This is a genomic window from Aurantimonas sp. A2-1-M11 (assembly GCF_036549475.1).
Lineage (GTDB): Bacteria > Pseudomonadota > Alphaproteobacteria > Rhizobiales > Rhizobiaceae > Aurantimonas.
Genome location: NZ_JAZHLI010000010.1, coordinates 18,311 through 37,238 on the forward strand (window position 1 = coordinate 18,311; position 18,928 = coordinate 37,238).

Annotated in this window: 25 protein-coding genes and 1 pseudogene; 12 read left to right on the forward strand and 14 right to left on the reverse strand. The window is 70.0% G+C overall.

Going from position 1 to position 18,928, the window contains the following annotated elements; genetic code table 11:
• Positions 1 to 78: 78 nt before the first annotated feature.
• A complete protein-coding gene (locus VQ042_RS06640; protein WP_331816815.1) occupies positions 79 to 447 on the reverse strand; it encodes an AraC family transcriptional regulator in 369 nt (122 codons plus the stop codon).
• Positions 384 to 815 (reverse strand): AraC family transcriptional regulator, encoded by a 432-nt coding sequence (locus VQ042_RS06645; RefSeq protein WP_331816988.1) that lies wholly within the window; start codon positions 813 to 815, stop codon positions 384 to 386. The genes VQ042_RS06640 and VQ042_RS06645 overlap by 64 nt, the downstream gene beginning before the upstream one ends.
• Before the next feature lie 111 nt (positions 816 to 926).
• Here VQ042_RS06645 and VQ042_RS06650 point away from each other — a divergent pair.
• Positions 927 to 1,270, forward strand: a pseudogene (locus VQ042_RS06650) (SDR family NAD(P)-dependent oxidoreductase); the annotation flags it as partial.
• Positions 1,271 to 1,356: 86 nt separating this feature from the next.
• Here VQ042_RS06650 and VQ042_RS06655 read toward each other — a convergent pair.
• Entirely contained in the window at positions 1,357 to 2,367 is a 1,011-nt protein-coding gene (locus tag VQ042_RS06655) for a ribonuclease T2 family protein (RefSeq protein WP_331816817.1), read from the reverse strand.
• A 104-nt stretch (positions 2,368 to 2,471) separates the two neighbouring features.
• Positions 2,472 to 2,771, reverse strand: coding sequence for a hypothetical protein (locus VQ042_RS06660; protein WP_331816819.1), 300 nt, complete (start codon positions 2,769 to 2,771; stop codon positions 2,472 to 2,474).
• 157 nt (positions 2,772 to 2,928) lie between these two features.
• Between VQ042_RS06660 and VQ042_RS06665 the strand changes: the two genes are divergently transcribed.
• A complete protein-coding gene (locus tag VQ042_RS06665) occupies positions 2,929 to 3,888 on the forward strand; it encodes an alpha/beta hydrolase (RefSeq protein ID WP_331816821.1) in 960 nt (319 codons plus the stop codon).
• Positions 3,889 to 3,999: 111 nt separating this feature from the next.
• Entirely contained in the window at positions 4,000 to 4,443 is a 444-nt protein-coding gene (locus VQ042_RS06670) for an MgtC/SapB family protein (RefSeq protein ID WP_331816823.1), read from the forward strand.
• A 15-nt stretch (positions 4,444 to 4,458) separates the two neighbouring features.
• Here the strand turns inward: VQ042_RS06670 and VQ042_RS06675 are convergent, their stop codons facing one another.
• From VQ042_RS06675 to VQ042_RS06685, 3 genes are all read right to left on the reverse strand, one after another.
• Positions 4,459 to 5,394, reverse strand: a complete 936-nt coding sequence (locus tag VQ042_RS06675) for a hypothetical protein (protein ID WP_331816825.1) — start codon at positions 5,392 to 5,394, stop codon at positions 4,459 to 4,461.
• 6 nt (positions 5,395 to 5,400) lie between these two features.
• Entirely contained in the window at positions 5,401 to 6,723 is a 1,323-nt protein-coding gene (locus tag VQ042_RS06680) for a hypothetical protein (protein WP_331816990.1), read from the reverse strand.
• 476 nt (positions 6,724 to 7,199) lie between these two features.
• The gene (locus tag VQ042_RS06685) at positions 7,200 to 8,405 is read right to left on the reverse strand and encodes a pyridoxal phosphate-dependent aminotransferase (RefSeq protein WP_331816827.1); all 1,206 of its coding nucleotides are present in this window, start codon (positions 8,403 to 8,405) and stop codon (positions 7,200 to 7,202) included.
• Positions 8,406 to 8,678: 273 nt separating this feature from the next.
• Here VQ042_RS06685 and VQ042_RS06690 point away from each other — a divergent pair, with 273 nt between their 5' ends.
• The gene (locus VQ042_RS06690) at positions 8,679 to 9,296 is read left to right on the forward strand and encodes a glutathione S-transferase family protein (RefSeq protein ID WP_331816829.1); all 618 of its coding nucleotides are present in this window, start codon (positions 8,679 to 8,681) and stop codon (positions 9,294 to 9,296) included.
• 49 nt (positions 9,297 to 9,345) lie between these two features.
• Here the strand turns inward: VQ042_RS06690 and VQ042_RS06695 are convergent, their stop codons facing one another.
• Complete coding sequence (locus VQ042_RS06695) at positions 9,346 to 9,936, reverse strand: superoxide dismutase family protein (RefSeq protein WP_331816831.1); 591 nt, start codon at positions 9,934 to 9,936, stop codon at positions 9,346 to 9,348.
• Positions 9,937 to 10,092: 156 nt separating this feature from the next.
• On the opposite strand from VQ042_RS06695, the gene VQ042_RS06700 reads away from it, so the two are divergent.
• The gene (locus VQ042_RS06700) at positions 10,093 to 10,542 is read left to right on the forward strand and encodes a DUF1499 domain-containing protein (protein ID WP_331816833.1); all 450 of its coding nucleotides are present in this window, start codon (positions 10,093 to 10,095) and stop codon (positions 10,540 to 10,542) included.
• Between the two features lie 140 nt (positions 10,543 to 10,682).
• Entirely contained in the window at positions 10,683 to 11,585 is a 903-nt protein-coding gene (locus tag VQ042_RS06705; RefSeq protein ID WP_331816835.1) for a DMT family transporter, read from the forward strand.
• 43 nt (positions 11,586 to 11,628) lie between these two features.
• Here the strand turns inward: VQ042_RS06705 and VQ042_RS06710 are convergent, their stop codons facing one another.
• Positions 11,629 to 11,772, reverse strand: coding sequence for a hypothetical protein (locus VQ042_RS06710; RefSeq protein ID WP_331816837.1), 144 nt, complete (start codon positions 11,770 to 11,772; stop codon positions 11,629 to 11,631).
• 233 nt (positions 11,773 to 12,005) lie between these two features.
• Between VQ042_RS06710 and VQ042_RS06715 the strand changes: the two genes are divergently transcribed.
• Positions 12,006 to 13,052 carry a potassium channel family protein gene (locus VQ042_RS06715; RefSeq protein WP_331816839.1) on the forward strand — a complete coding sequence of 349 codons (1,047 nt, stop codon included), beginning with the start codon at positions 12,006 to 12,008 and terminating at the stop codon, positions 13,050 to 13,052.
• Between the two features lie 40 nt (positions 13,053 to 13,092).
• On the opposite strand, the gene VQ042_RS06720 is transcribed toward VQ042_RS06715, so the two are convergent.
• A complete protein-coding gene (locus VQ042_RS06720; protein ID WP_331816846.1) occupies positions 13,093 to 13,515 on the reverse strand; it encodes a group III truncated hemoglobin in 423 nt (140 codons plus the stop codon).
• 94 nt (positions 13,516 to 13,609) lie between these two features.
• Here VQ042_RS06720 and VQ042_RS06725 point away from each other — a divergent pair, with 94 nt between their 5' ends.
• From VQ042_RS06725 to VQ042_RS06735, 3 genes are all read left to right on the forward strand, one after another.
• Complete coding sequence (locus VQ042_RS06725; protein ID WP_331816848.1) at positions 13,610 to 14,065, forward strand: Rrf2 family transcriptional regulator; 456 nt, start codon at positions 13,610 to 13,612, stop codon at positions 14,063 to 14,065.
• Position 14,066: 1 nt separating this feature from the next.
• Positions 14,067 to 14,345: a DUF6522 family protein gene (locus VQ042_RS06730; protein ID WP_331816850.1), complete on the forward strand. Its 279-nt coding sequence runs from the start codon at positions 14,067 to 14,069 to the stop codon at positions 14,343 to 14,345.
• An 86-nt stretch (positions 14,346 to 14,431) separates the two neighbouring features.
• Positions 14,432 to 14,833, forward strand: coding sequence for an acyl-CoA thioesterase (locus VQ042_RS06735; protein ID WP_331816852.1), 402 nt, complete (start codon positions 14,432 to 14,434; stop codon positions 14,831 to 14,833).
• 10 nt (positions 14,834 to 14,843) lie between these two features.
• Here the strand turns inward: VQ042_RS06735 and VQ042_RS06740 are convergent, their stop codons facing one another.
• Positions 14,844 to 15,179, reverse strand: a complete 336-nt coding sequence (locus VQ042_RS06740; protein ID WP_331816854.1) for a YnfA family protein — start codon at positions 15,177 to 15,179, stop codon at positions 14,844 to 14,846.
• A 240-nt stretch (positions 15,180 to 15,419) separates the two neighbouring features.
• Here VQ042_RS06740 and VQ042_RS06745 point away from each other — a divergent pair, with 240 nt between their 5' ends.
• The gene (locus VQ042_RS06745) at positions 15,420 to 15,659 is read left to right on the forward strand and encodes a YrhK family protein (RefSeq protein ID WP_331816856.1); all 240 of its coding nucleotides are present in this window, start codon (positions 15,420 to 15,422) and stop codon (positions 15,657 to 15,659) included.
• 10 nt (positions 15,660 to 15,669) lie between these two features.
• Here the strand turns inward: VQ042_RS06745 and VQ042_RS06750 are convergent, their stop codons facing one another.
• Together VQ042_RS06750 and VQ042_RS06755 are read right to left on the reverse strand one after the other, a co-directional pair.
• Positions 15,670 to 16,854 carry an extensin-like domain-containing protein gene (locus tag VQ042_RS06750; protein WP_331816858.1) on the reverse strand — a complete coding sequence of 395 codons (1,185 nt, stop codon included), beginning with the start codon at positions 16,852 to 16,854 and terminating at the stop codon, positions 15,670 to 15,672.
• A 152-nt stretch (positions 16,855 to 17,006) separates the two neighbouring features.
• Positions 17,007 to 17,240 carry a hypothetical protein gene (locus VQ042_RS06755; RefSeq protein WP_331816860.1) on the reverse strand — a complete coding sequence of 78 codons (234 nt, stop codon included), beginning with the start codon at positions 17,238 to 17,240 and terminating at the stop codon, positions 17,007 to 17,009.
• A 137-nt stretch (positions 17,241 to 17,377) separates the two neighbouring features.
• Between VQ042_RS06755 and VQ042_RS06760 the strand changes: the two genes are divergently transcribed.
• The gene (locus tag VQ042_RS06760; RefSeq protein ID WP_331816862.1) at positions 17,378 to 17,638 is read left to right on the forward strand and encodes a hypothetical protein; all 261 of its coding nucleotides are present in this window, start codon (positions 17,378 to 17,380) and stop codon (positions 17,636 to 17,638) included.
• A gap of 121 nt (positions 17,639 to 17,759) precedes the next feature.
• Here VQ042_RS06760 and VQ042_RS06765 read toward each other — a convergent pair whose 3' ends face one another.
• On the reverse strand, positions 17,760 to 18,881 hold the full coding sequence (locus VQ042_RS06765) for a YihY/virulence factor BrkB family protein (protein WP_331816864.1): 1,122 nt from the start codon (positions 18,879 to 18,881) through the stop codon (positions 17,760 to 17,762).
• Positions 18,882 to 18,928: the final 47 nt, after the last annotated feature.

An 18,928-nucleotide genomic window follows, 5' to 3' on the forward strand; every position in this document is an offset into this window, starting at 1 on the left:
ATTCACCCGGCGCGCCGTCCTGTGGGGCGCCGGGTGGCAGAACGGGCGTGTCGACCCGGCACACGCCGGCTTCCCGCGCTATGCTGCCGCCATGCTCGCCCGAATGCGGGGGGCATCGCGCATGGGTGGGTGGCCGAAGACCCGGGCATATTCCTGGGAGAATTGCGAGGCGCTCTCGTAGCCGAGCGCGTACGCCACTGCCGCGACGTTGCCGGGCGAGGCGAGCAGTCTGCGGCGGGTTTCGTAGAGCCGGATCGTGGTCCGGTAGCGAAGGGACGACATGTCCGTTTCCGCCTTGAAGCGACGGTAGAAGCTCGCAACGCTCATCCTTGACACCCGGGCCAGCTCGGACGCGCGGATCGTCCCGGCATATCGTGCCCGGATCAGCGCGATGGCCGACCCGATGCCGGCTTCCTGGCCGCTTCCGGCTGCGATCCTGCGCAGCACGGCGCCTGCGGCCCGCGCAACAGTCGAAACAGGATCTCCCGTTGGATCAGCGGGCCCCTGACCGCGAGTTCGTCCGGCCTGTCCAGCAGGCACAGGAGGCGCCGATAGGCATCCAGCAACTCCCCGTCGGCCGCGTGGACGGCAAAAGCGCGGCCGCCGCACGGGTCTGCTCCCGCCTCCGACTGCCTCAACAGATCGACGATCAGCGCCGGATCGGGTCTCAGCGCCACGGCCAGATAGGGGCGCGCAGGCGTACATAGGAGGATCTCGACCCGCATCGGCAGATCGACCGCCGCGGCATAGGTGTCGCCGCTTCGATAGTGCAGGATTTCGGTCCCGATCAGAAGGCGCTTCTCTCCCTGAACGATGGGAACAGCCTTCTTCGGTGATCACGTCTCGCACGGCCGGAAGCAGCCGGTCCGGTGGCATGACGATGCCCGAGACGGGATATGGCAGGCGGGCGCAGCCCCCCGTGCCCGATGCCATCGCAATCTTGCCCGATCTACTCATTCTGGACGATCGTGGACACGTTCGGCCGGATCGACGCCCTCGTGAACAATGCCGGACGGGGCTTCTATGCGCCGATCGAGACGATCGACATCGCGGACTATCGCGAACTTCTCGATCTCAACACCGTCGCGCCCCTGGCGATGATGCAGACGGTGATCCCGCAGATGCGCCGGAGGGGCACGGGGCCGTCGTCAACATCAGTTCCGGCGCGACCTTCGGCATCCTGCCCGGCGCTGCGGCCTATACCAGCTCGAAAACGGCCCTGAACATGCTGTCGGACGTGGCACGGGTCGAGTTGGCGGAAGCCGGGATTTCCGTCTCGACCCTCTATCCCTTCGTCACCGACACCGAGTTCTACGGCGCGGTCAAGGAAGGGCAGGACGCCGCCGGTGCGCACGCCTATTGCAGGCCGACCGCGTCGACGATGCCGGCCGGGCAGCCGCCGTCGGTGGGCGGGGCGGCGCGGATCAGCGCACCGATATCGGCGTCGGGCGCGATCTCGCCGACGAGGCCGATGGTTAGTTGCGTGACGATGCGGCGCCCGTCGTCATTGGCGCAGGCGATCCGCACCCTGTCGCCTGCCCCTTCCCCGAAAGCGGTGTCGAACGCGCCGCGCACCGCCGCCTGCGTCACCTCGCCCCCGATGGAGCCGGCAAACAGGTCGCGCACCGGCGAGGCGTTGATGGCGGCCAGCACGAGAAGCGAATCGGCGAAATATTCCTCGACACCGGCGCGGTAGCAGGTGCCGTGCCGCAGCCATTCGTGGCGATCGAGCGCCGAGCGGGTGCCCGGCATCGCTTCGTCGAGCGCGGCCCTTGTGTCCGGCGTGAGCGACAGCGGCGCAAGGTTGGACCAGCGGCCCGCCTCGTCAGTGCGGCGGTCCTGTGCGGCGACGCCGCAATAGTCGGTGCCGCGCGGCTGCGGCCACAGGCCGTGCAGGGTGAGATGGTCGGCATCGAAGCGGTCCTCGGTCTGGGACCGGCATTCCCGCTTGCCGGGCCGGGTCTCGCAGAAGCCGGGCTGCCAGCTGATCGCCAGCAGCAGGTCGCGATGGGCCGTCCCGTCGGCCGTCTCCGGGCAGGCCGGCGCGGTGCCGTCGTCGGCCGGGTCGACGGGCTGCACCCAGAGGCCGCAATCCTTGGCGATCCAGCGCCGGGCCGGTTCGGCTCCCGGCATCTCGATCTGGAAGTGGCCGCCACCGCGCCGGTTCTCGCCGATCAGCCGATAGGCCCGGTCGATTGTCAGCTGCGTTCCGCCCTCGCTCGCGGCATTGCGGATGGAGGGCGTCGCGTCGCAGGCCTTGCGGGCGATGACGAAGCCGTCCAGCGGCTCCTGCGCCGCCGCGCCGGGCAGCCCCATGAAGAGGGCCAGGCCCGCCGCGATCATGCCGTCCCGTCTGAACCACCCCATCGGCCACCCTCCCTGCGCCCCCGAGCGGCCCGATGATCGCACAGGCCGCGGCACCCGGCCAAGCGGGTCGGTCGGCAGGATCCGGCGGCGGCCGCCGGCACCGGTCAGGAAGCGGCGGTCGCGTCCGCCGCCTCGATCCGCCCGCAGCCCACGGCCACCCAGCGGCGCGCCGGCTCCGCGCCCGGGATCTGCAGGAGATAATGCGTCGTCGGCTCGCCATTGCGCGCCAAGAGCGCGTAGGCCGCGCCGGGCTCCGTCGCGACGGTTCCCGGATTGGCGGGGTCGACCAGCGAGGCCAGCGCCGGACAGCGCGCTTCGGCAACGAAGCGCCCGGTCATGGGGATCTGGGCGCCGGCCGGCGCTGCGATGGTCAGAAGGAGGGCGGCGAGGATCAGGCGGGTCATGACCCTTGCGATAGGCCCCAACAACGGCGGACGGAAGGCACGAGACGGGATCGCAGGTCACAGGCCCATCGGCAGGCAACGACATCGCGCCGCGCACCGCTGTTCGCCTCGGGCCGAATCCGGCTATCGTTCCGGCCTGCGGGACCAGGAGACAGGCATGTTCGACGGCGAAACGACACTCGACACCAGGACCGGCGCCGCGCTGCATGTCCGCCACCGCCGCGCCCAGGGCGCCGCGCGTGGCATCGTCCTCGTCCATCATGGGCTCGCGGAACATTCCGGGCGCTATGGCCCCCTTGCCGACGCGCTCGCCGCGCGCGGCTTCCATGTCCTGGCCCACGACCATCGCGGCCACGGCTCGACCACGGCGGCGGATGCGCCGCTGCGCCGCTTTGCCCGCCGGGGCGGCGCCGAGAAGGTGCTGGCCGATTGCCGCGCCGTCCATCTGGAGGCGATCGCCCGGCATCCGGGCCTGCCCGTGACGGTCTTCGGCCATTCCATGGGCGGCCTCATCGCGCTGAACTATGCCGAGCGCCATGGCCGCGATCTCGCCGGGGTCGCCGTCTGGAACGCCGATTTCACCACAGGGCTCGAGGAGCGCGTCGGACGCATCGCCCTCAAGGTCGAAAAGGCGCTGAAGGGCTCGGACGTGCCGAGCGGCATCCTGCAGCGCGCCACCTTCGACGCCTGGGGCCGCGCGATCACGCCCCGCCGCACCATGCAGGACTGGCTGTCCCACGATCCGGCCGAAATCGACGCCTATATCGCCGACCCGCTCTGCGTCTTCTCGCCCACCCTGTCGATGATGGAGGACGTGCTGGCGCTGATCTTCCAGGGCGGGTCCGAGGCCGGGCTGGCGATGCTGCCGGCCGGGCTGCCCGTCCATCTCCTGGGCGGCACCGCCGATCCCGCCACCCGCCAGGGCGAGGCCGTGACCATCCTGGCCGGGCGGCTGCGCCTGGCCGGCGTCAGGGACGTGACCCTCCAGATCGTCGATGGCGCACGGCACGAGACGCTGAAGGAAGTGCCGGCCTATCGCGAGGCGGCCATGGCCGGGCTGCTCGCATGGCTCGACCGGATTGTGCCGCCCGGTGCGGCTGCGCCGCGCGCGCCGTAGAACCGGCGGGCTTCCTAGGTTTCCGACGCGGCGGCCATTGCCCTGCACGGGTCCCGGCAGGCAGGCTCCCCGCTTCGCCGCCCGTCCACCGCACCCGACCCGGAGATGGCCATGACCGATCTCTTGAACCTGCCGGACGTCCAGGACGTGCTGCGGCAAACGGTCCGCCTCATCGCCGCGGCCCTTCTCGGCGGCGCCGTCGGCTACGAGCGGGAACGCAGCGATCATGCCGCCGGGCTGCGCACCCACATGCTGGTGTCGATCGGCGCCTGCGTCTTCACGCTGCTGATGATCGTGCTGATCGACCGCTTCGATTCCGACACGACCCGCGCCGACCCGATCCGCATCGTCGAGGCGGTCACCAGCGGCATCGCCTTCCTGGCCGCCGGTGCCATCATCCAGGCCCGCGGCCGGGTGAAGGGGCTGACGACCGGCGCCTCGCTCTGGCTGGCGGGGGCGCTCGGCCTGGCCTGCGGGCTCGGCGAATACGTGCTGGCATTGATCGCCATCACGCTGACGCTGATCGTCCTGCGCCTCGTCAAGCTGCTGGAGTGAGCCCGGCCGACGCGCCTAGATCGCGTCCGGCCCCGCGGCGGCGGGATCGGCCGCCTCCTCGGCGACGGACATCACCTTCGGCGCGGCCGGTGCCGGCGGGCCGATGAAGCTCGCATCGTCGGGAAACGGCCGGATCATGCGAAACGCCACCATCTCGTCCCGCGTCAGGACATAGAGGCTGTCGGCCGGCGTCTGCATCGCCTTGATCCAGACCGCCGGATCGACCCCCATCGCCACGAGCAGCTGCTGGCACCGGGCGATGGTTTCCTGCACCCCGGCGATCGAGCGGTCGACGTCGCGCGCGAGATTGCCCAGCGGCAGTGCATAGACCTGGTGCACCCCGACCCAGGCATCGGGCCCCGCCTTGCGGGTCAGCCCGCCGGCCATGACCAGCGGGCAGGCCGAGGCGCAATAGCCATCGGCCGGGACCATGGTCGACAGGCGCTTGTCGCGGATGGTGCGCGCCATGACGATCGCGTCGTCGACGGCGCCGCCCGGCGAATGCAGGACCAGCGTGCGGGCACCAGCGGCCTCGGGCGTCTCCAGGAAGTCGCGGAAGTCGTTCGCCGTGCCGATCTCGATCCGGCCGATCGCCGTGATCGCCCCGTCGGTCCCGGCCACGAACCGCATCCGCTCGGCCATCGCCTCGCCGTCCACCGGCCCGTCCCAGCCCGGCAGCTGCGGCACGCCGCGGTCGGGCGCCACGGGAATGGTGCGCGGCAGATAGGGGCGCACCTGATCACCCGGTTCGGGGCGGGCCAGCGGCATCGGCTCGGTGCGGCTGATCCGGTCGCGGTCGGCATTGGCCTCGGCCAGCTGGCGATAGTCCAGGAACGCGATCGAGGCGGCAACGACCAGCAGCGCGACGAAGACGCCGCGCAGGACGGCGCCCTCCGGAATGGCCCGGATCAGCCGTTCCACCCGCCCCGGTGATGTCTCCTCGCCGATCATCGCGGTCTAGCGCACCACCGTCTTGGGGAACGGCGTCGGCCCGCCGACCGTGTTGGCCTGGACGATGTCGTCGGGCTCAGCCCGGGGGCCCGGCGGCGGCGGTTCGGCTGTGGCCACTGCCGGCACCATCACGTTGTCGACTTCCGCCGTGCGCAGCTTCTTCTGGATGCGGATGGCCCGCATCAGCTCGGCCGCGCTCATGTCGCCGGTCTCCATTTCCTCGCCATCCTCGCGGCGGATCACGTCCTGCACGATGCACAGGATGAAGATCAGCACGGCCGGCAGGAGGTCGATGGAGATCGCCCCGGCCCAGGACGGCAGGAAGTCGCGCGCATAGCGGATCACCGCCTCGGGCGAGGACAGCGGCGTGAAGCGCACCGGCACGACGACCGGCCGGGCAAGGATCTCGTCGGCGGCCGCCGCCAGCGCCTGGCTCTGGGCCTGCACCGCCGTCTCGACCCGTCCGACCACCTCGCTCTGGCGGTTGCGCAGATCGTCGTCGGCGCCGTCGGCGATGGGAGCGATGAAGGTGCGGCCGAGATCTTCCGCCGCGCGACGCACCGTCGGCGCCACCGAGGTCTGCTCCAGTGCGGTGATCAGCCCGGACAGGGCGACGGCCTGTTCGGCATAGCTGTTGGCCCGGTCGGCGATCGGCCCCTGCGAGGACACCAGCTGGCGCATCGCCGACAGTCGCTCGCCGCCCTCGTCGAACAGCGTATCGACCTCTTCGCGCGAGGCGATGATCTCGCCCTGCAGCCCGGTGAGCTGGTTCGACATCTGGCGCAGCAGCTGGACCACGGTGCCCGATCCGGACGTGCCGGTCAGAACGCCCGACCGCGCCTCCTGGTCGGAGAGCCCGGCAAAGCGCTGCGAGGCGAGCTGGATGTCGGGCAGTAGGCTCTGGGCCGCCAGCGCGTTCTCGTGCGCCTCGTTCAGCTTCCCCTGATACTCCTCGGTGGTGACGGCCAGGTGCTGCTCCAGCGCCGCCGCGCCGGCCAGCGCCGCCGCGTTCAGCCAGGACGACATGGCGATGATCATCGCCGCGCCGAGGCCCATCGCCACATAGAGCAAGCGCCGGCTGCCGGGCTGGCGCACATGCGGCATAAAGCGCATCAGATAGGACCAGAAGGCGTAGATCGCGACGGAGACGGCGGAGGAATAGACGATGGCGCCGAGGAACACCGTCGTGGCCGTGCCGTCGAGCAGTTCGCGCACGCCCAGATAGGTATAGACGCCGCTGGCCAGGGCCAGGACGGCCAGCGTGATGCGGGTCGTCGTGTCGAGGCGGGTCAGTTGCCCGCGCAGCGTGTAGGATTGCGATGCGCTCATCGGCCCACTGCCCTTCAGACATTCGTCGGTGCGGACATCCCGCGCCATGCAGTTAACCGGACATTAGGGCTATCGCATGTTGGGGGGTAGGCGCGCGCCGCCGAAAGCTGCGCAAGGGTTAATGGCTGCCCGGTGCACGATCGCCATTTCCTATCGGCCGATCTGTTTTCGCTATGACGCAGGCGCAGGGGGTTTCCGAAAAGCCATGCACCTGACGCAGGGCTCGCATACCGAATTGGTCATGGTTTTGCGCCTGCGAACAGATATGTTCGTCAGCAGTCAGCCGCCGACGGCACCTCCTCCCGCCGCCCGGCACTGGCTGTTTCCTCCCAAGGGTTTTTCGAATACCCTTCCTAATTCAGCCGGGTTCTCGCGAACCCGGCTTTTTTCTTGCCCGCGCTCCACTCGCCGCGCCCATGAAAAAAGGCGACTCCCCGGGGGAAGCCGCCACTGCGATCGTCTTCTCGTGAGAGCCCTCAGGCCCTGAGGCTGGCGCAGAAGCGCTGGATCCGCTTGCAGGCCTCCTCGAGCAGCGCCTCGGAGGTGGCATAGGAGATGCGGAAGTTCGGGCCGAGGCCGAAGGCCGAGCCGTGCACCACCGCGACGCCCTCCGCCTGCAGCAGTTCGGAGACGAAGGTCGCGTCGCTGTCGATGACCGTGCCCGCCTCCGTCTTGCGCCCGATCAGGTCCTGGCACGACGGATAGACGTAGAAGGCGCCTTCCGGCGTCGGGCAGTCGATGCCGCTCGCCTGGTTCAGCATCGACACGACGAGGTCGCGCCGGCCCTGGAAGATCGCCCGGTTGGTGTCGATGAAGTCCTGCGGACCGTTCAGCGCCTCGACCGCAGCCCATTGCGAGATCGAGCAGGCACCCGAGGTCTGCTGGCCCTGGATCATGTCCATGGCCTTGATCAGATGCACCGGGCCGCCGGCATAGCCGATGCGCCAGCCGGTCATGGCATAGGCCTTCGACACGCCGTTCATCGTCAGCGTGCGCTCGTAGAGCGCCGGCTCGACCTGGGCGGGCGTCGTGAAGGTGAAGTCGCCATAGACCAGGTGCTCGTACATGTCGTCGGTCAGCACCCACACATGCTCGTGGCGCATCAGCACGTCGGTCAGCGCCTTCAGCTCGTCGCGCGTATAGGCGGCGCCCGACGGGTTGGAGGGCGAGTTGAACAGGAACCACTTGGTCTTGGGCGTGATCGCCTGCTCCAGCGCCTCGGGCGTCAGCTTGAAATTCGTCTCGATGCCGGCCGGCACGAAGACCGGCGTGCCGCCGCAGATCGACACCATTTCCGGATAGCTGACCCAGTAGGGCGCCGGGATGATCACCTCGTCGCCGGGATTCATCGTCGCCATGAAGGCGTTGAACAGGATCTGCTTGCCGCCGGTGCCGACGATGGTCTGCTCCGGCTTGTAGTCGAGGCCGTTCTCGCGCTTGAACTTGGCGGCGATCGCCTGGCGCAGCTCGGGAATGCCCGACACCGGCGTGTACTTGGTCTCGCCGCGGTTGATCGCGTCGATTGCCGCCTGCTTGATGTTGTCGGGCGTGTCGAAATCCGGCTCGCCGGCGCCCAGGCCGATGACGTCGCGCCCCTGGGCTTTCAGCTCGCGCGCCTTCTGGGTGACGGCAATGGTCGCGGACGGCTTGACGCGGTCGAGGGCGGCGGCAAGAAATGCCATGGCTGTGATACTCCGGTTCTGCTTGGGGGGGCCCTTGCGGGGCCAAAATGGCGCGCGAACCCTAGGCCCAGTCCCGACGCGGTGCAAGGCGGGCGGCGGGTCACCCTCGCGCCGTTTTGCGGCTTGCCCCTGCTCGCCTGTGGGCTGGAAACCCCGGAGATCCGGCGCTCGGCGTCCGTCGATCACGGGCCGCAATGGCTGGCGTCAGCAGAATGAATTGGCGCCGCCGGCCGGCCTCGCCGATCCTGGCGCCACGCGACGCTCGGAGGATCCATGATCACCATCCACGGCATGGCCGATTCCGGCAATTGCTACAAGCCGCGGCTCCTGATGGCGCTGCTCGGCCGCCCCTTCCGCCACGCGGAGGTCAGCTGGCGGGACGGCGGCACGGCGTCCAAGGCGTTCCGGCAGAAGACCCCGATCGGCAAGATACCGCTGCTGGAAACCGGGGACGGCCGGTTCCTGCCCGAATCCAACGCCATCCTCTGTCATCTCGGCGAAGGCACCCGGTTCGTCCCTGACGATGCCTTCGAGCGCGCGCGGATGCTCGCCTGGATGTTCTTCGAGCAATACAGCCACGAGCCCAATGTCGCGGTCCGTCGCTCGCTGCTCTGCTACCCGGAGATGGCCGATGTCGCGACGCCCGAGCGCCTCGCGTCGACGCTCCGCGGCGGCAACAGTGCGCTGGAGGTGATGGAGGAACGGCTGGCGGGCCATGACTGGCTGGTCGGCGACGCGCCGAGCCTCGCCGACATCGCACTCTATGCCTACACCCATGTGGCGGACGAAGGCGGCTTCGACCTTGCCGCCTTCGCCGGCATTCGTGGCTGGCTGGCGCGGGTGACGGCCCTCGACGGATACCGCCCCCGCGACTGGCTGCCCGGCGCCTGAGCCCGGGCGGGCCCGCGCCGCTCGGATGCCGCGCGGCCGCTTCTGAAGACTACTGCGCCGAATAGACGACGCCGCAGGCGACACGTTCGCCGGCATCGCCCGAAGGCTGCGAGGTGTAATCGTCGGCGCCGCCATGGACCATGATCGCCGAGCCGTCGGCGTCGTTCAGCGGCGCGTCGCCGCCGGTCAGCGTCAGCGCCGGCGCGAGGGTCTCGAACGTGGCCGCGCCGTTGGTCGCCGTGAAGTTCGGCATGTCGCCGGCATGATAGCCGCCCTCTGCCATGTAGCCGTGGTCCTTGTCGGTCGGGTTGTAGTGCCCGCCGGCCGAGGTGAAGTCGCCTTCGCAGACACCGGTCTCGTGCACGTGGAAGCCATGCTCGCCATCGGCAATGTTGGTCAGGTCGGCCTTCAGCAGCAGGCCGTGCGGCGTCGGCGTCACCGTCACCGTGCCGGCAGAGCCGCCATCGGCGCTCTTCATCTCGACGGTGACCGGCTCCATGTTGTTCTGCATGCCGGATTTCATGCCGTCCGAGGGCGCGTTGGCCGGCTTGTCCGTCGGCATCGGCGTGGAATCCTGGGCCATTGCGGGAAAGGCGAGCAGCGCGGAAGATGCAAGAGCGAGGGCGGCGATGCGAAGCATGGGACGTATCCTTTCGGTTGCGTGGCTCCGGATGCGATCGGCATCCAGGGTCTCGTCGTCCCCCGCAACGGCTGCCCGGACGCGATCGTTCCGTATCCATCAGGCAGGCGTGAACGACCCCCGCCGCAGATCCTGCCGCGACATCCCGAAAGGCGCATGATGGCCCATCCCCTCGAAGCACTCTGGTCGCGGCTGGCCGGGCCCGCCGATCAGGGCCCCGTCGACTTCGCCCACCTGACCCGTCGCACGGTCCCCAACGACAGCCTCGCCGCATCCCCCGGCGCCACGACGGCCAAGGTCGACGTCACGCTGCCGGTCTATGCCGACGGCCCCGATACCGTGATGCGCCGGCTCGACGCGATGCTCGCGGACGATGCCAGCGCCGAGCGCGTCGACGACCGGACGAGTTCCACCTATCGCCGCTATGTCGTGCGCACGCGGCGCCTGCGCTTTCCCGACACGGTCGACGTCAAGGCCACGCCCGCGCCGGACGGCGGCACCCTCCTCCTGGCCTATTCGCGCTCGCTCCTCGGCAAGGGCGATTTCGGCTCCAACCGCAAGCGCCTGGCCCGCTGGGCCGGCGGCCTCGCCCGGATGGCGCGCTGACCGGACCGTCCGGACGCTGGACCCCGGCGTCGGCCCTGGTGCGCCGTCCGTCCGCCAGGACGCCACGGCCCTCGCCCCGCCTTGCACCCGTTCGCGGCCTCGGCTAGCCACGGCCGGTTCCTGCACCGGATGGCCTGCCGATGACCCGCCTTCGCGCCAATTGCCTGCTGCTTCTTGCCGGTGCCGTCTGGGGCATGGGTTTCGTCGCCCAGTCGACGGCCATGGACGCGGTCGGCCCGTGGACCTTCACGGCTGCCAAGTTCGCCATCGCTGCGCTGACCCTCGCGCCCTTCGCCATCGCCGAGCGACGCGCCGCCGCGGCCCCCGTGCCGGCGGCCACGCGCCTCGGCTTCGTGGCGGTCGGCACGCTCCTGTTCCTGGGCGCCATCACCCAGCAGATCGGCATCGTCACCACGACGGTGACCAATGCCGGCTTCCTGACCGGGCTCTATGTGGTGCTGACGCCGATCCTCGGCCTGGTGCTGCTGCGCAACCGGCCGCACTGGGTCGTGTGGCCGGCCGCCCTGACGGCGCTTGCCGGCATCGCGCTTCTGGGCGGCGGCAGCCTAACGGCACTCAATGGCGGGGATCTGCTGATGATCGTCTGCGCCCTGTTCTGGGCGCTGCAGATCGTCTTCGTCGGGATGTATGCGGGCCCCAGCGGGCGGCCCTACACCCTGTCCTTCGTACAGTTCTCCGTCACGGCCGGCCTCGCCGCGATCGGCACGCTCGTCCTCGAGGCGCCGACACTGGCGGCCCTCTGGCAGGTCTGGCCGGAGATCCTCTATGGCGGCGTCCTGTCGACGGGGCTCGCCTTCACCCTGCAGATCGTCGCCCAGCGCTACACGACGGCGGCACAGGCGGCGATCTTCCTGTCCTCCGAAGCCCTCTTCGCGGCCCTGTTCGGCGCGCTCTTCCTGGGCGAGCGGATCGCGGCCATCGGCCTTGTCGGCTGCGCGCTGATCTTCGCGGCCATGCTGGCGGTCGAGCTGGTGCCGATGCGGCGGCGCTGGGGACGGCAGGCCGGCGCCGGGCGGGCGTAACGGGACGCGGCTATCCGCCCGACAGGCTGAGCCCGGCGGCGGCCTAGTCGATCGTGTGGCGATGGGTGCGGCGGTACTCCTCGCGCATGCGGTGCGCGTCCTCGATGACCGCCACGGCGCCGACGAAGAAACCGGCGATGCGGTGGTGGAAGCGGCGGGGACGGGACGCGGTCTCGTGGCGGGTCATGGCGGGTCTCCTGCTGGGGATCGATGTTGCAATGCAACAGATAGGCCGCCCCCGCGCGGCGTGGCACCCTTTCGAATGCAAGGCAGCCTTGCATCGGTGCCGCGACGGGACCTGGCCCTGGCCGCTCCATCCCCGCCCGTCACGCTTGCGGGATCGGATCGCAGGTTGCCGCGTTGCGGCTGCGTCCCCGTTCCCGCCGCCTGCCCGGTGGCGGCTACATCCAGAAGGTCGCCATGGCACTCCTCTCGCTCCTCGGCGCGGCAATCGTCGCCTGGACCATCGTCGAACTCGGGCTGACGACGCTGACCGCCCAGGGCGCCGGCCCCCTCACCGCCCGGTCGATGCAATGGGGCTGGCGCCTGGCCCTGGCGATCACTGGCGGCGAGGAGCGCCGGCACAGGCTTCTCACCCTGTTCGGCCCGCTCATCCTGGCCGGCGCCGCGCTGATCTGGTTCCTCGGACTCTGGCTCGGCTGGTGGTTGGTCTTCCTCGGGAGCGGCGACGGCATCCTCAACGCCCAGACCAGGGTGCCGGCCGATGCGCAGGAGATGCTGTATTTCACCGGCTACACGCTGGCGACGCTGGGGCTCGGCGACTACCAGCCCACGGGCGCCCTGTGGCAGATGCTCACCACCCTGTGCGCCGCCAACGGCCTCCTCGCCCTCACCCTGTCGGTCACCTATCTCGTGCCGGTTATCTCGGCGGCGGTCGCCAAGCGGCAGCTGGCGATCCTCATCCATGGCCTGGGCAGCACGCCCGACGGCATCCTGACGCGCTGCGCGCAGTGCGGCAGCTACGCGCGGCTGGGCAGCATCCTCGACACGCTGTCGCCGGACATCGTCACCCTCGGCCAGCAGCATCTGGCCTATCCGGCGCTGCATTACTTCCATTCGCCCCAGGCCGCCGCGGCGCTGCCGCTCCGGCTCGCCGCCCTCAGCGAGGCGATCGACAGCATCGCCGCCACCGTGCCCGCCGACAAGCAGCCCGACAGCCTCGCCATGATGCGCTGCCAGTCGGCGATCAGCTCGTTCCTGTGGTCGCTGCAATCGGGCCATATCCGGCTGGCCGAGGACGAGCCGCCCCGCCCGCACAGCCACGTCGTCGCGCCGCCGGCCCCGGCCCACGAGCTGAAGCGGATCGCCGCCGGTCAGGCCGGATCGGTCGACCGCCGCCTCCTGCTGTCGCTGATTGAGAGCGACGGCTGGCACTGGCGTGACATCAATTTTCGCAACGACGACGACGGCGCCATGGAACGCCGGTCGCAGACTCCCGCAAGCTGACGCACCTCGTCGGACGACGGTCGCAGCACCTTCACCGAAGTCAGGTGCGGACCGGGTGTGCCGGGCGCAGATCGGCCAGTTCGGGCCGGAAGAACAGGCCGGACTTCAGGCTGTCGGCGATCCGTTCTGCCTTCATGTGGAAGACCGCCGCCGTCTCGGCGGAGAACCGGCGGCTCGTCGTTTCCCGCCACAGGCCCAGCCAGCGGTCGAACATCTGCAGGTCGATCTCGCCGCGATGGCGATGATGCACGGCGAAGGGATTGCCCTTGTAGCGGCCGGAAGTGAGCATCACCGACGACCAGAAGGCGGTCAGGCGCTCCAGATGCGCCGGCCAGTCAGAGACGGCCCGCTCGAACACCGGCCCCAGCACCGCATCGGCGCGCACATGGTCGTAGAAATCGTCGACCAGGGCGCGCAATTCGTCCTCGCTCACGATCGGCATCGCGTCGCGTTCGCCTGCCATGCCTCACCTCTCGACACGCGGGCGAACTGGCCCGCTGGATAAACATGTATTTCTGATATATGTTTTATCCGCACATCGGAAGAGGGAGAATGAAATGCGACTGACCCGCTACACGGACTATGCCCTGCGCGTCGTCATCTTCCTCGCCGCGCGGCCCGACGGCCTGTCGTCGATCACCGAGATCTCCGAGGCGTACGGCATTTCCCGCAATCACCTGTCGAAGGTCGTCCACGAGCTCGGCAAGGCCGGCTACGTCGCCACCCTGCGCGGTCGTTCGGGCGGCATCCGGCTGGCCCGGCCGGCCGGCGAAATCTCGGTCGGCGAGCTAGTACGGGCGACCGAGGACAGTTTCGACCTGGCCGATTGCGGACGCTGCATCATCCAGCCGGCCTGCGGCATGAGCGGCGTCCTGGCCGAGGCGGTGACCGCCTTCCTCGCCGTCCTCGACCGCTACAGCTTCGCCGACCTGCCCAGGCGGGAGATCGACATACTGGCGCTGTTTCCACTGGCCGAACCGGGCAATGCGCCGCGCGTGGCGGCGCGCGCCTGACATGGCCGATCATCCCGCACAGGATCACGCCGAAGACGTCGAGGTCGACAGCGCCGCGATCGCCGCGGCCCTCGGCCTGCCGGTCGCCTTCTTCCGGGCCGAACTGCGCCGGGGCCACGTCCGCGGCACCGTCGAGCGCGGCATCGGCGCGGATGCCGGCCGCCACCGCCTGGTCTTCCGCTATCGCGGCCGCATGCTGGTGATGATCCGCCACCCCGACGGCAGCCTCGCGCAGGAGGAAGCGTCCGACGCAGAGCCCGGCCCGCCCTGCCGGCCGTAGCTCCGCCCCATCCGACATCGCCTCGGGCGGACTGCCAAGTCCCGTCGCGTCTGCTATGAGAATCGGGCACGGACAGGAGACGCGCGATGGACGAGAACGACGAAGAACCCCGGGGCGAACTGACGATCCGGCTGCCGGCGATGCCCGCCGACGCCAATGCCAATGGCGACATCTTCGGCGGCTGGGTGATGTCGCAGATGGATCTGGCGGCCGGCATCCGCGCCGCCGAGCGGGCCCGCGGCCGCGTCGCCACCATCGCGGTCAACGCTCTGACCTTCAAGAAGCCGGTGAAGATCGGCGACACGCTCTGCGTCTATTCCAACATCGAGAAGGTCGGCCGCTCCTCGATCACCCTGTCCATCGAGGCCTGGGCCAAGGGCCGGGCCCAGCACGAGCGCACCAAGGTCACCGAGGCCTCCTTCGTCATGGTGGCGATCGACGACGAGGGCCGGCCGACCGCCGTGCCCAGCGAGACGCTGGACGACTGATCCGAAGCGCTCAGGCGCCGCGCGGCGCCCACAGGATGACCGCCGCCCCAACCAGGCACAGGCCGGCGCCGAAGAGGTCCCAGCGGTCGGGCCGGCTGCCCTCCACCAGCCACAGCCAGCCGAGCGACGCGGCGATATAGACGCCGCCATAGACCGCATAGGCCCGGCCCGCCGCCTCCACCGGCACCAGCGTCAGGAGGTAGGCGAAAAGCATCAGGCTCGCCACGCCGGGCACCAGCCACAGGCTGGAGGCGCCCGACCGCAGCCAGGACCACATGGCAAAGCAGCCGGCGATCTCGGCGATCGCGGCCGCGACATAGGTGACGGCGGTGAACGTGGCGGTCATCGGATCTCCCTCGGGCGCGGGCGCTCGGAGGCAGTGGGGCCGTGGCGACGCGCATCCGCCTGTTAGCATCGCTGAGACGGCCGGACCGGCCTTTTGCAGCTGACAGAGCCCACGGCAAGCGCCGCGGCCCGGTTGCCATGCGCGGGCCTGCGCCGTTATGGCGTTCCGCGACCATGGCGCCACCGGCGCGCCGCCCTGTCCCTGATTGCCCCGCCGCCCACGACACCCGAAGGTGCCCGCATGCTGCAAACCCTCGTCCGCGATTTCGGCTACATCCATCTTGGCATCGGCCTGAGCGGCAATCTCCTCTTCGTCATCGGCTCGGTGCTGTTCTTCAAGGCCTTCGAGGCCTGGTACACCCTCGCCGTCTGGATGTTCGTCATCGGCTCCACCGGCATGTTCCTGGGCTCGCTCGGCGAACTCGCCAGGACGATCTACGAGGCCCGGGAAAAGCGCCGTTCGGGCCACGACCGGAACTGACGCCACCCACCTATTTGCAGACGACGCGGCGGCGGTTCTTGGCGTCCAGATGCAGATGGTCGCGATGGGCGTAGTTGTAGCCCGGCCCCAGCACCGTGCCGAAATAGCGGCAGGCGGAGTGGCGGACGGCCTTCTGGAAGCTCTTCTCGCGGAAGGAGAAGAAGCCCTTCTTCTCCACGTCGACCACCGAGCCGTCGGAAAAGGCGAAGCCGCGCACGTCCAGCGCATTGCCCGACGCGTGCTCGGACACCGAGCGCGAGCCGGCGATGCGCGAGCAGCGATAGGAGGAGGCGTTCAGCACCGCCGTCGGCCGCTTCCACAATTTCCAACGTGCCGCCGACTTCACCTCGTCCTCGACCCATTGCGATATGCGCGCGGCGGCCGCGCAGTTCATCGTCGCGGCCGGCTTCATGGCGACGCCCTCGGCGATGGCGGTGATCTTCACCGGATGGGCTATGCCGCAGGATTTTCCCGAACCGACCGGATCGATGTCGACGAAGCTCACGCCCATCTTGCGCAGCGCCGCGCGGCACATGGCTTCGGCGCGCGGCAGCACGCGGTAGCCGCTCGGCGTCTGGTTCTCCAGGGCGCCGCGGCCAGGAACCGCAGCCTGCGGCGCCAGCGTGGTCGCCTCGCCCAGCGACGCGACCACGCTGCGCTGCGGCACCACCTGCGGCGCCGGTGCCGGCCGCGGCGGGGCAGCGCCGGGCGTCACCGCCTTCAGCCCGCTCCAGGGGTCGCCGGCCGGCTCGGCGTAGGCGGTGCTCTCGCGCGCCACGCTGACCGGCGCGCCCAGCGGCGGCGGACTGGCCTGCGGCTGCTGCACCATGGGCTGGACCGGTGCCGGCTGCACCGAGGCCGCGCTGGGGCTGCGGCCGAGAAGATCGCGGTAGAGGGAATCGTCGCCGGTCGCGGCGGCCGGCGGACTGGCGGGCTGGCTCGGGACGAAGGGCTCGGGTGTCGCGGCGGGGGCCGGCTGCGCCGCGCCCTGCCCGATGACGCTCGGCGTGTAGCCTTCGCCCGGCGCGGGCACGCGGCCACCCCAGACCATGCCCCCTCCCTGCGGAATCTCACCGGGCGGAACGGGCGGCGCGAAGCCGGACTGGCCGGCGGCTGGCTGCGAGGAAAGGCTCGCCGCCGCGATACAGGCGACGGCGAGCGCAGCGAAGCGCCATTCGCGAATACGCGATACCATGCGATGGCCTTTCGTCTTTCCGCGAAACTCGAGCGGACAGCCGGACGGTAGGCCGGTTTGGTAAGCGAAGAATGAACGCGACGAGGTTTCTGCCCGGCGCCTGCCCGTGCGACCGCCTCACCCCCGGGCAGACCGGGACCGCAGGACAGCGCTCAGGCGCCGCCCTCGTGGCGCAGCGCCTCGGCCAGCCAGCCGGCTTCCGCCTGCCGCAGCCGGCGTGCGGCCCGGGTCATCGGCCCGTCGGCCGACAGCAGCGCCGCGGTGCCCACGGCCAGGTCGCGCGCCTCGCCCGGCGTCGCCCCGCCAGGCCGGTCCGCTTCGCTGGGCAGGCATTGCGCCGGTGGGCGGGCCGCGGCCCCGAATGTCCTGGTCCGGTTGGTGATCATGGAGCGACCATGGGCCGGCGCGCCTGAACCGCGGCTGAACGGCGGCTTTTCGCAGGCCATCGCCGCCGGCCGCCCTATGTAAAGACAGACGCAGCGTCCGGTGGGCGTGCGCGGCGTCCAACCAACGGAGCTGACACATGTCTTCCCTGAATTTCGATCTGCCTGCCGATTTCTTCTGGGCGAAGTCGGCACGCCGCGTCAGCCCGCGCGGCGGCGTCGCGCACAAGCGGTTCGAGACGCTGGCCGAGGCGATCTGCTGCGCCGTCGAGGATCACGGAACCCAGCGCTACAGCGTCTCGATCGACACCGACGAGACGTCGCTCTCCATGGACGAGGTCGACGCGGTCTATCGCAGCGACGCCTTCGCCGCCTACCGCAAGCGCTACAGCGCCGCCTAACGCCCCTCACCGCAGACCTGATCCGCATCCGGAAGGCACCGCCGGCAGTTTCACACGCCCGCGGCGTTGCAGCGGACGGCACCGCGCCGTCCGCCACGCGCCGCTGGCGTCCCATCCCGCGTCAGCGATCGCGGTTGCGCAGGATCCACGTCACGAACAGGGCGGTCGGCAACGCCATCGCCAGCACCTTCGACGAGCCGCGGCGCCGGTCGAGCAAACGCTGCACGTCGTCGCGCCGGTTCGGCAGTTCGGGCGCCGCGTCGGCGCCCGAGGCCTTGCCGATCGTGTCTGCCATGGTGGCGCCGCGCGCGCCCATGGGCTGGGCCGGGGCATGGGTCGTGTCGCGGATGGTCTGGTGCTCCATCTCGGCGTTCAGCTCGCCGCCGACGATCAGGATGATGGTCGAGATCCAGATCCAGGTCATGAAGCCGATCAAGGCCCCCAGCGAGCCATAGGTCGCGTTGTAGGAGCCGAAATTGGCCACGTACCAGGAAAACAGCACCGACACCGCGGCGATCACCACCACCGTCAGCACGGTGCCGGGGGTGATCCAGCGCCATTTCGCCCGGGTCCGGCTCGGGCCCCAGTGATACAGCGCGCCGATGCCCAGGAAGACCAGCGCGAACAGGGCCGCATAACTGGCCAGGCTCACCAGCCACTGGGTGCCGCTGCCCAGGCCCAGGAACCCCAGCACCAGCGGTAGGCCGACGACGAGGCCGATGAACAGGATCACCGCGACGATCGCCCCCAGGGTGAAGACGAAGGACACCGCGGTCAGCTTGACGAAACTGCGCTTCTCCGCCTCGTCATAGGCCACGTTCATCGCCTCGAACAGCGACTTCATGCCGGCATTGGCGCTCCACAGGGCAATGGCCAGCGAGATTGCGAAGGTCAGGCCCAGCGTGGTGGTGCCCTGCTCGGCGAGCCGCGTTAGCTGCTCGTTGATGATCTCCATGCCGCCGCCGGGGATCACCGACTGCAGCATCGCGGCATGCTCCTGCACCGTCGCCGGATCGGCGAACAGGCCGTAGACCGACACCAGGGCCGAGAGGGCGGGCACCAGCGCCAGCAGCAGGTAATAGGTCACGCCGGCGGCGATCAGCATTACCCGGTCCTGGCCGATCTCGCCGTAGACCCGCCACAGCACGTCCTTCCACCCTGCGGCCGGCAGCTGCGAGGGCCACGCAGCCCGCCGCCCCCTCGCCGCGCCCTGCCCCGCCACGTCCCCGGTTCTGCTCGTCATCAATCCGCACTCCTTCGTCCGTTCACAGACGGCAACGGCTCGGACGC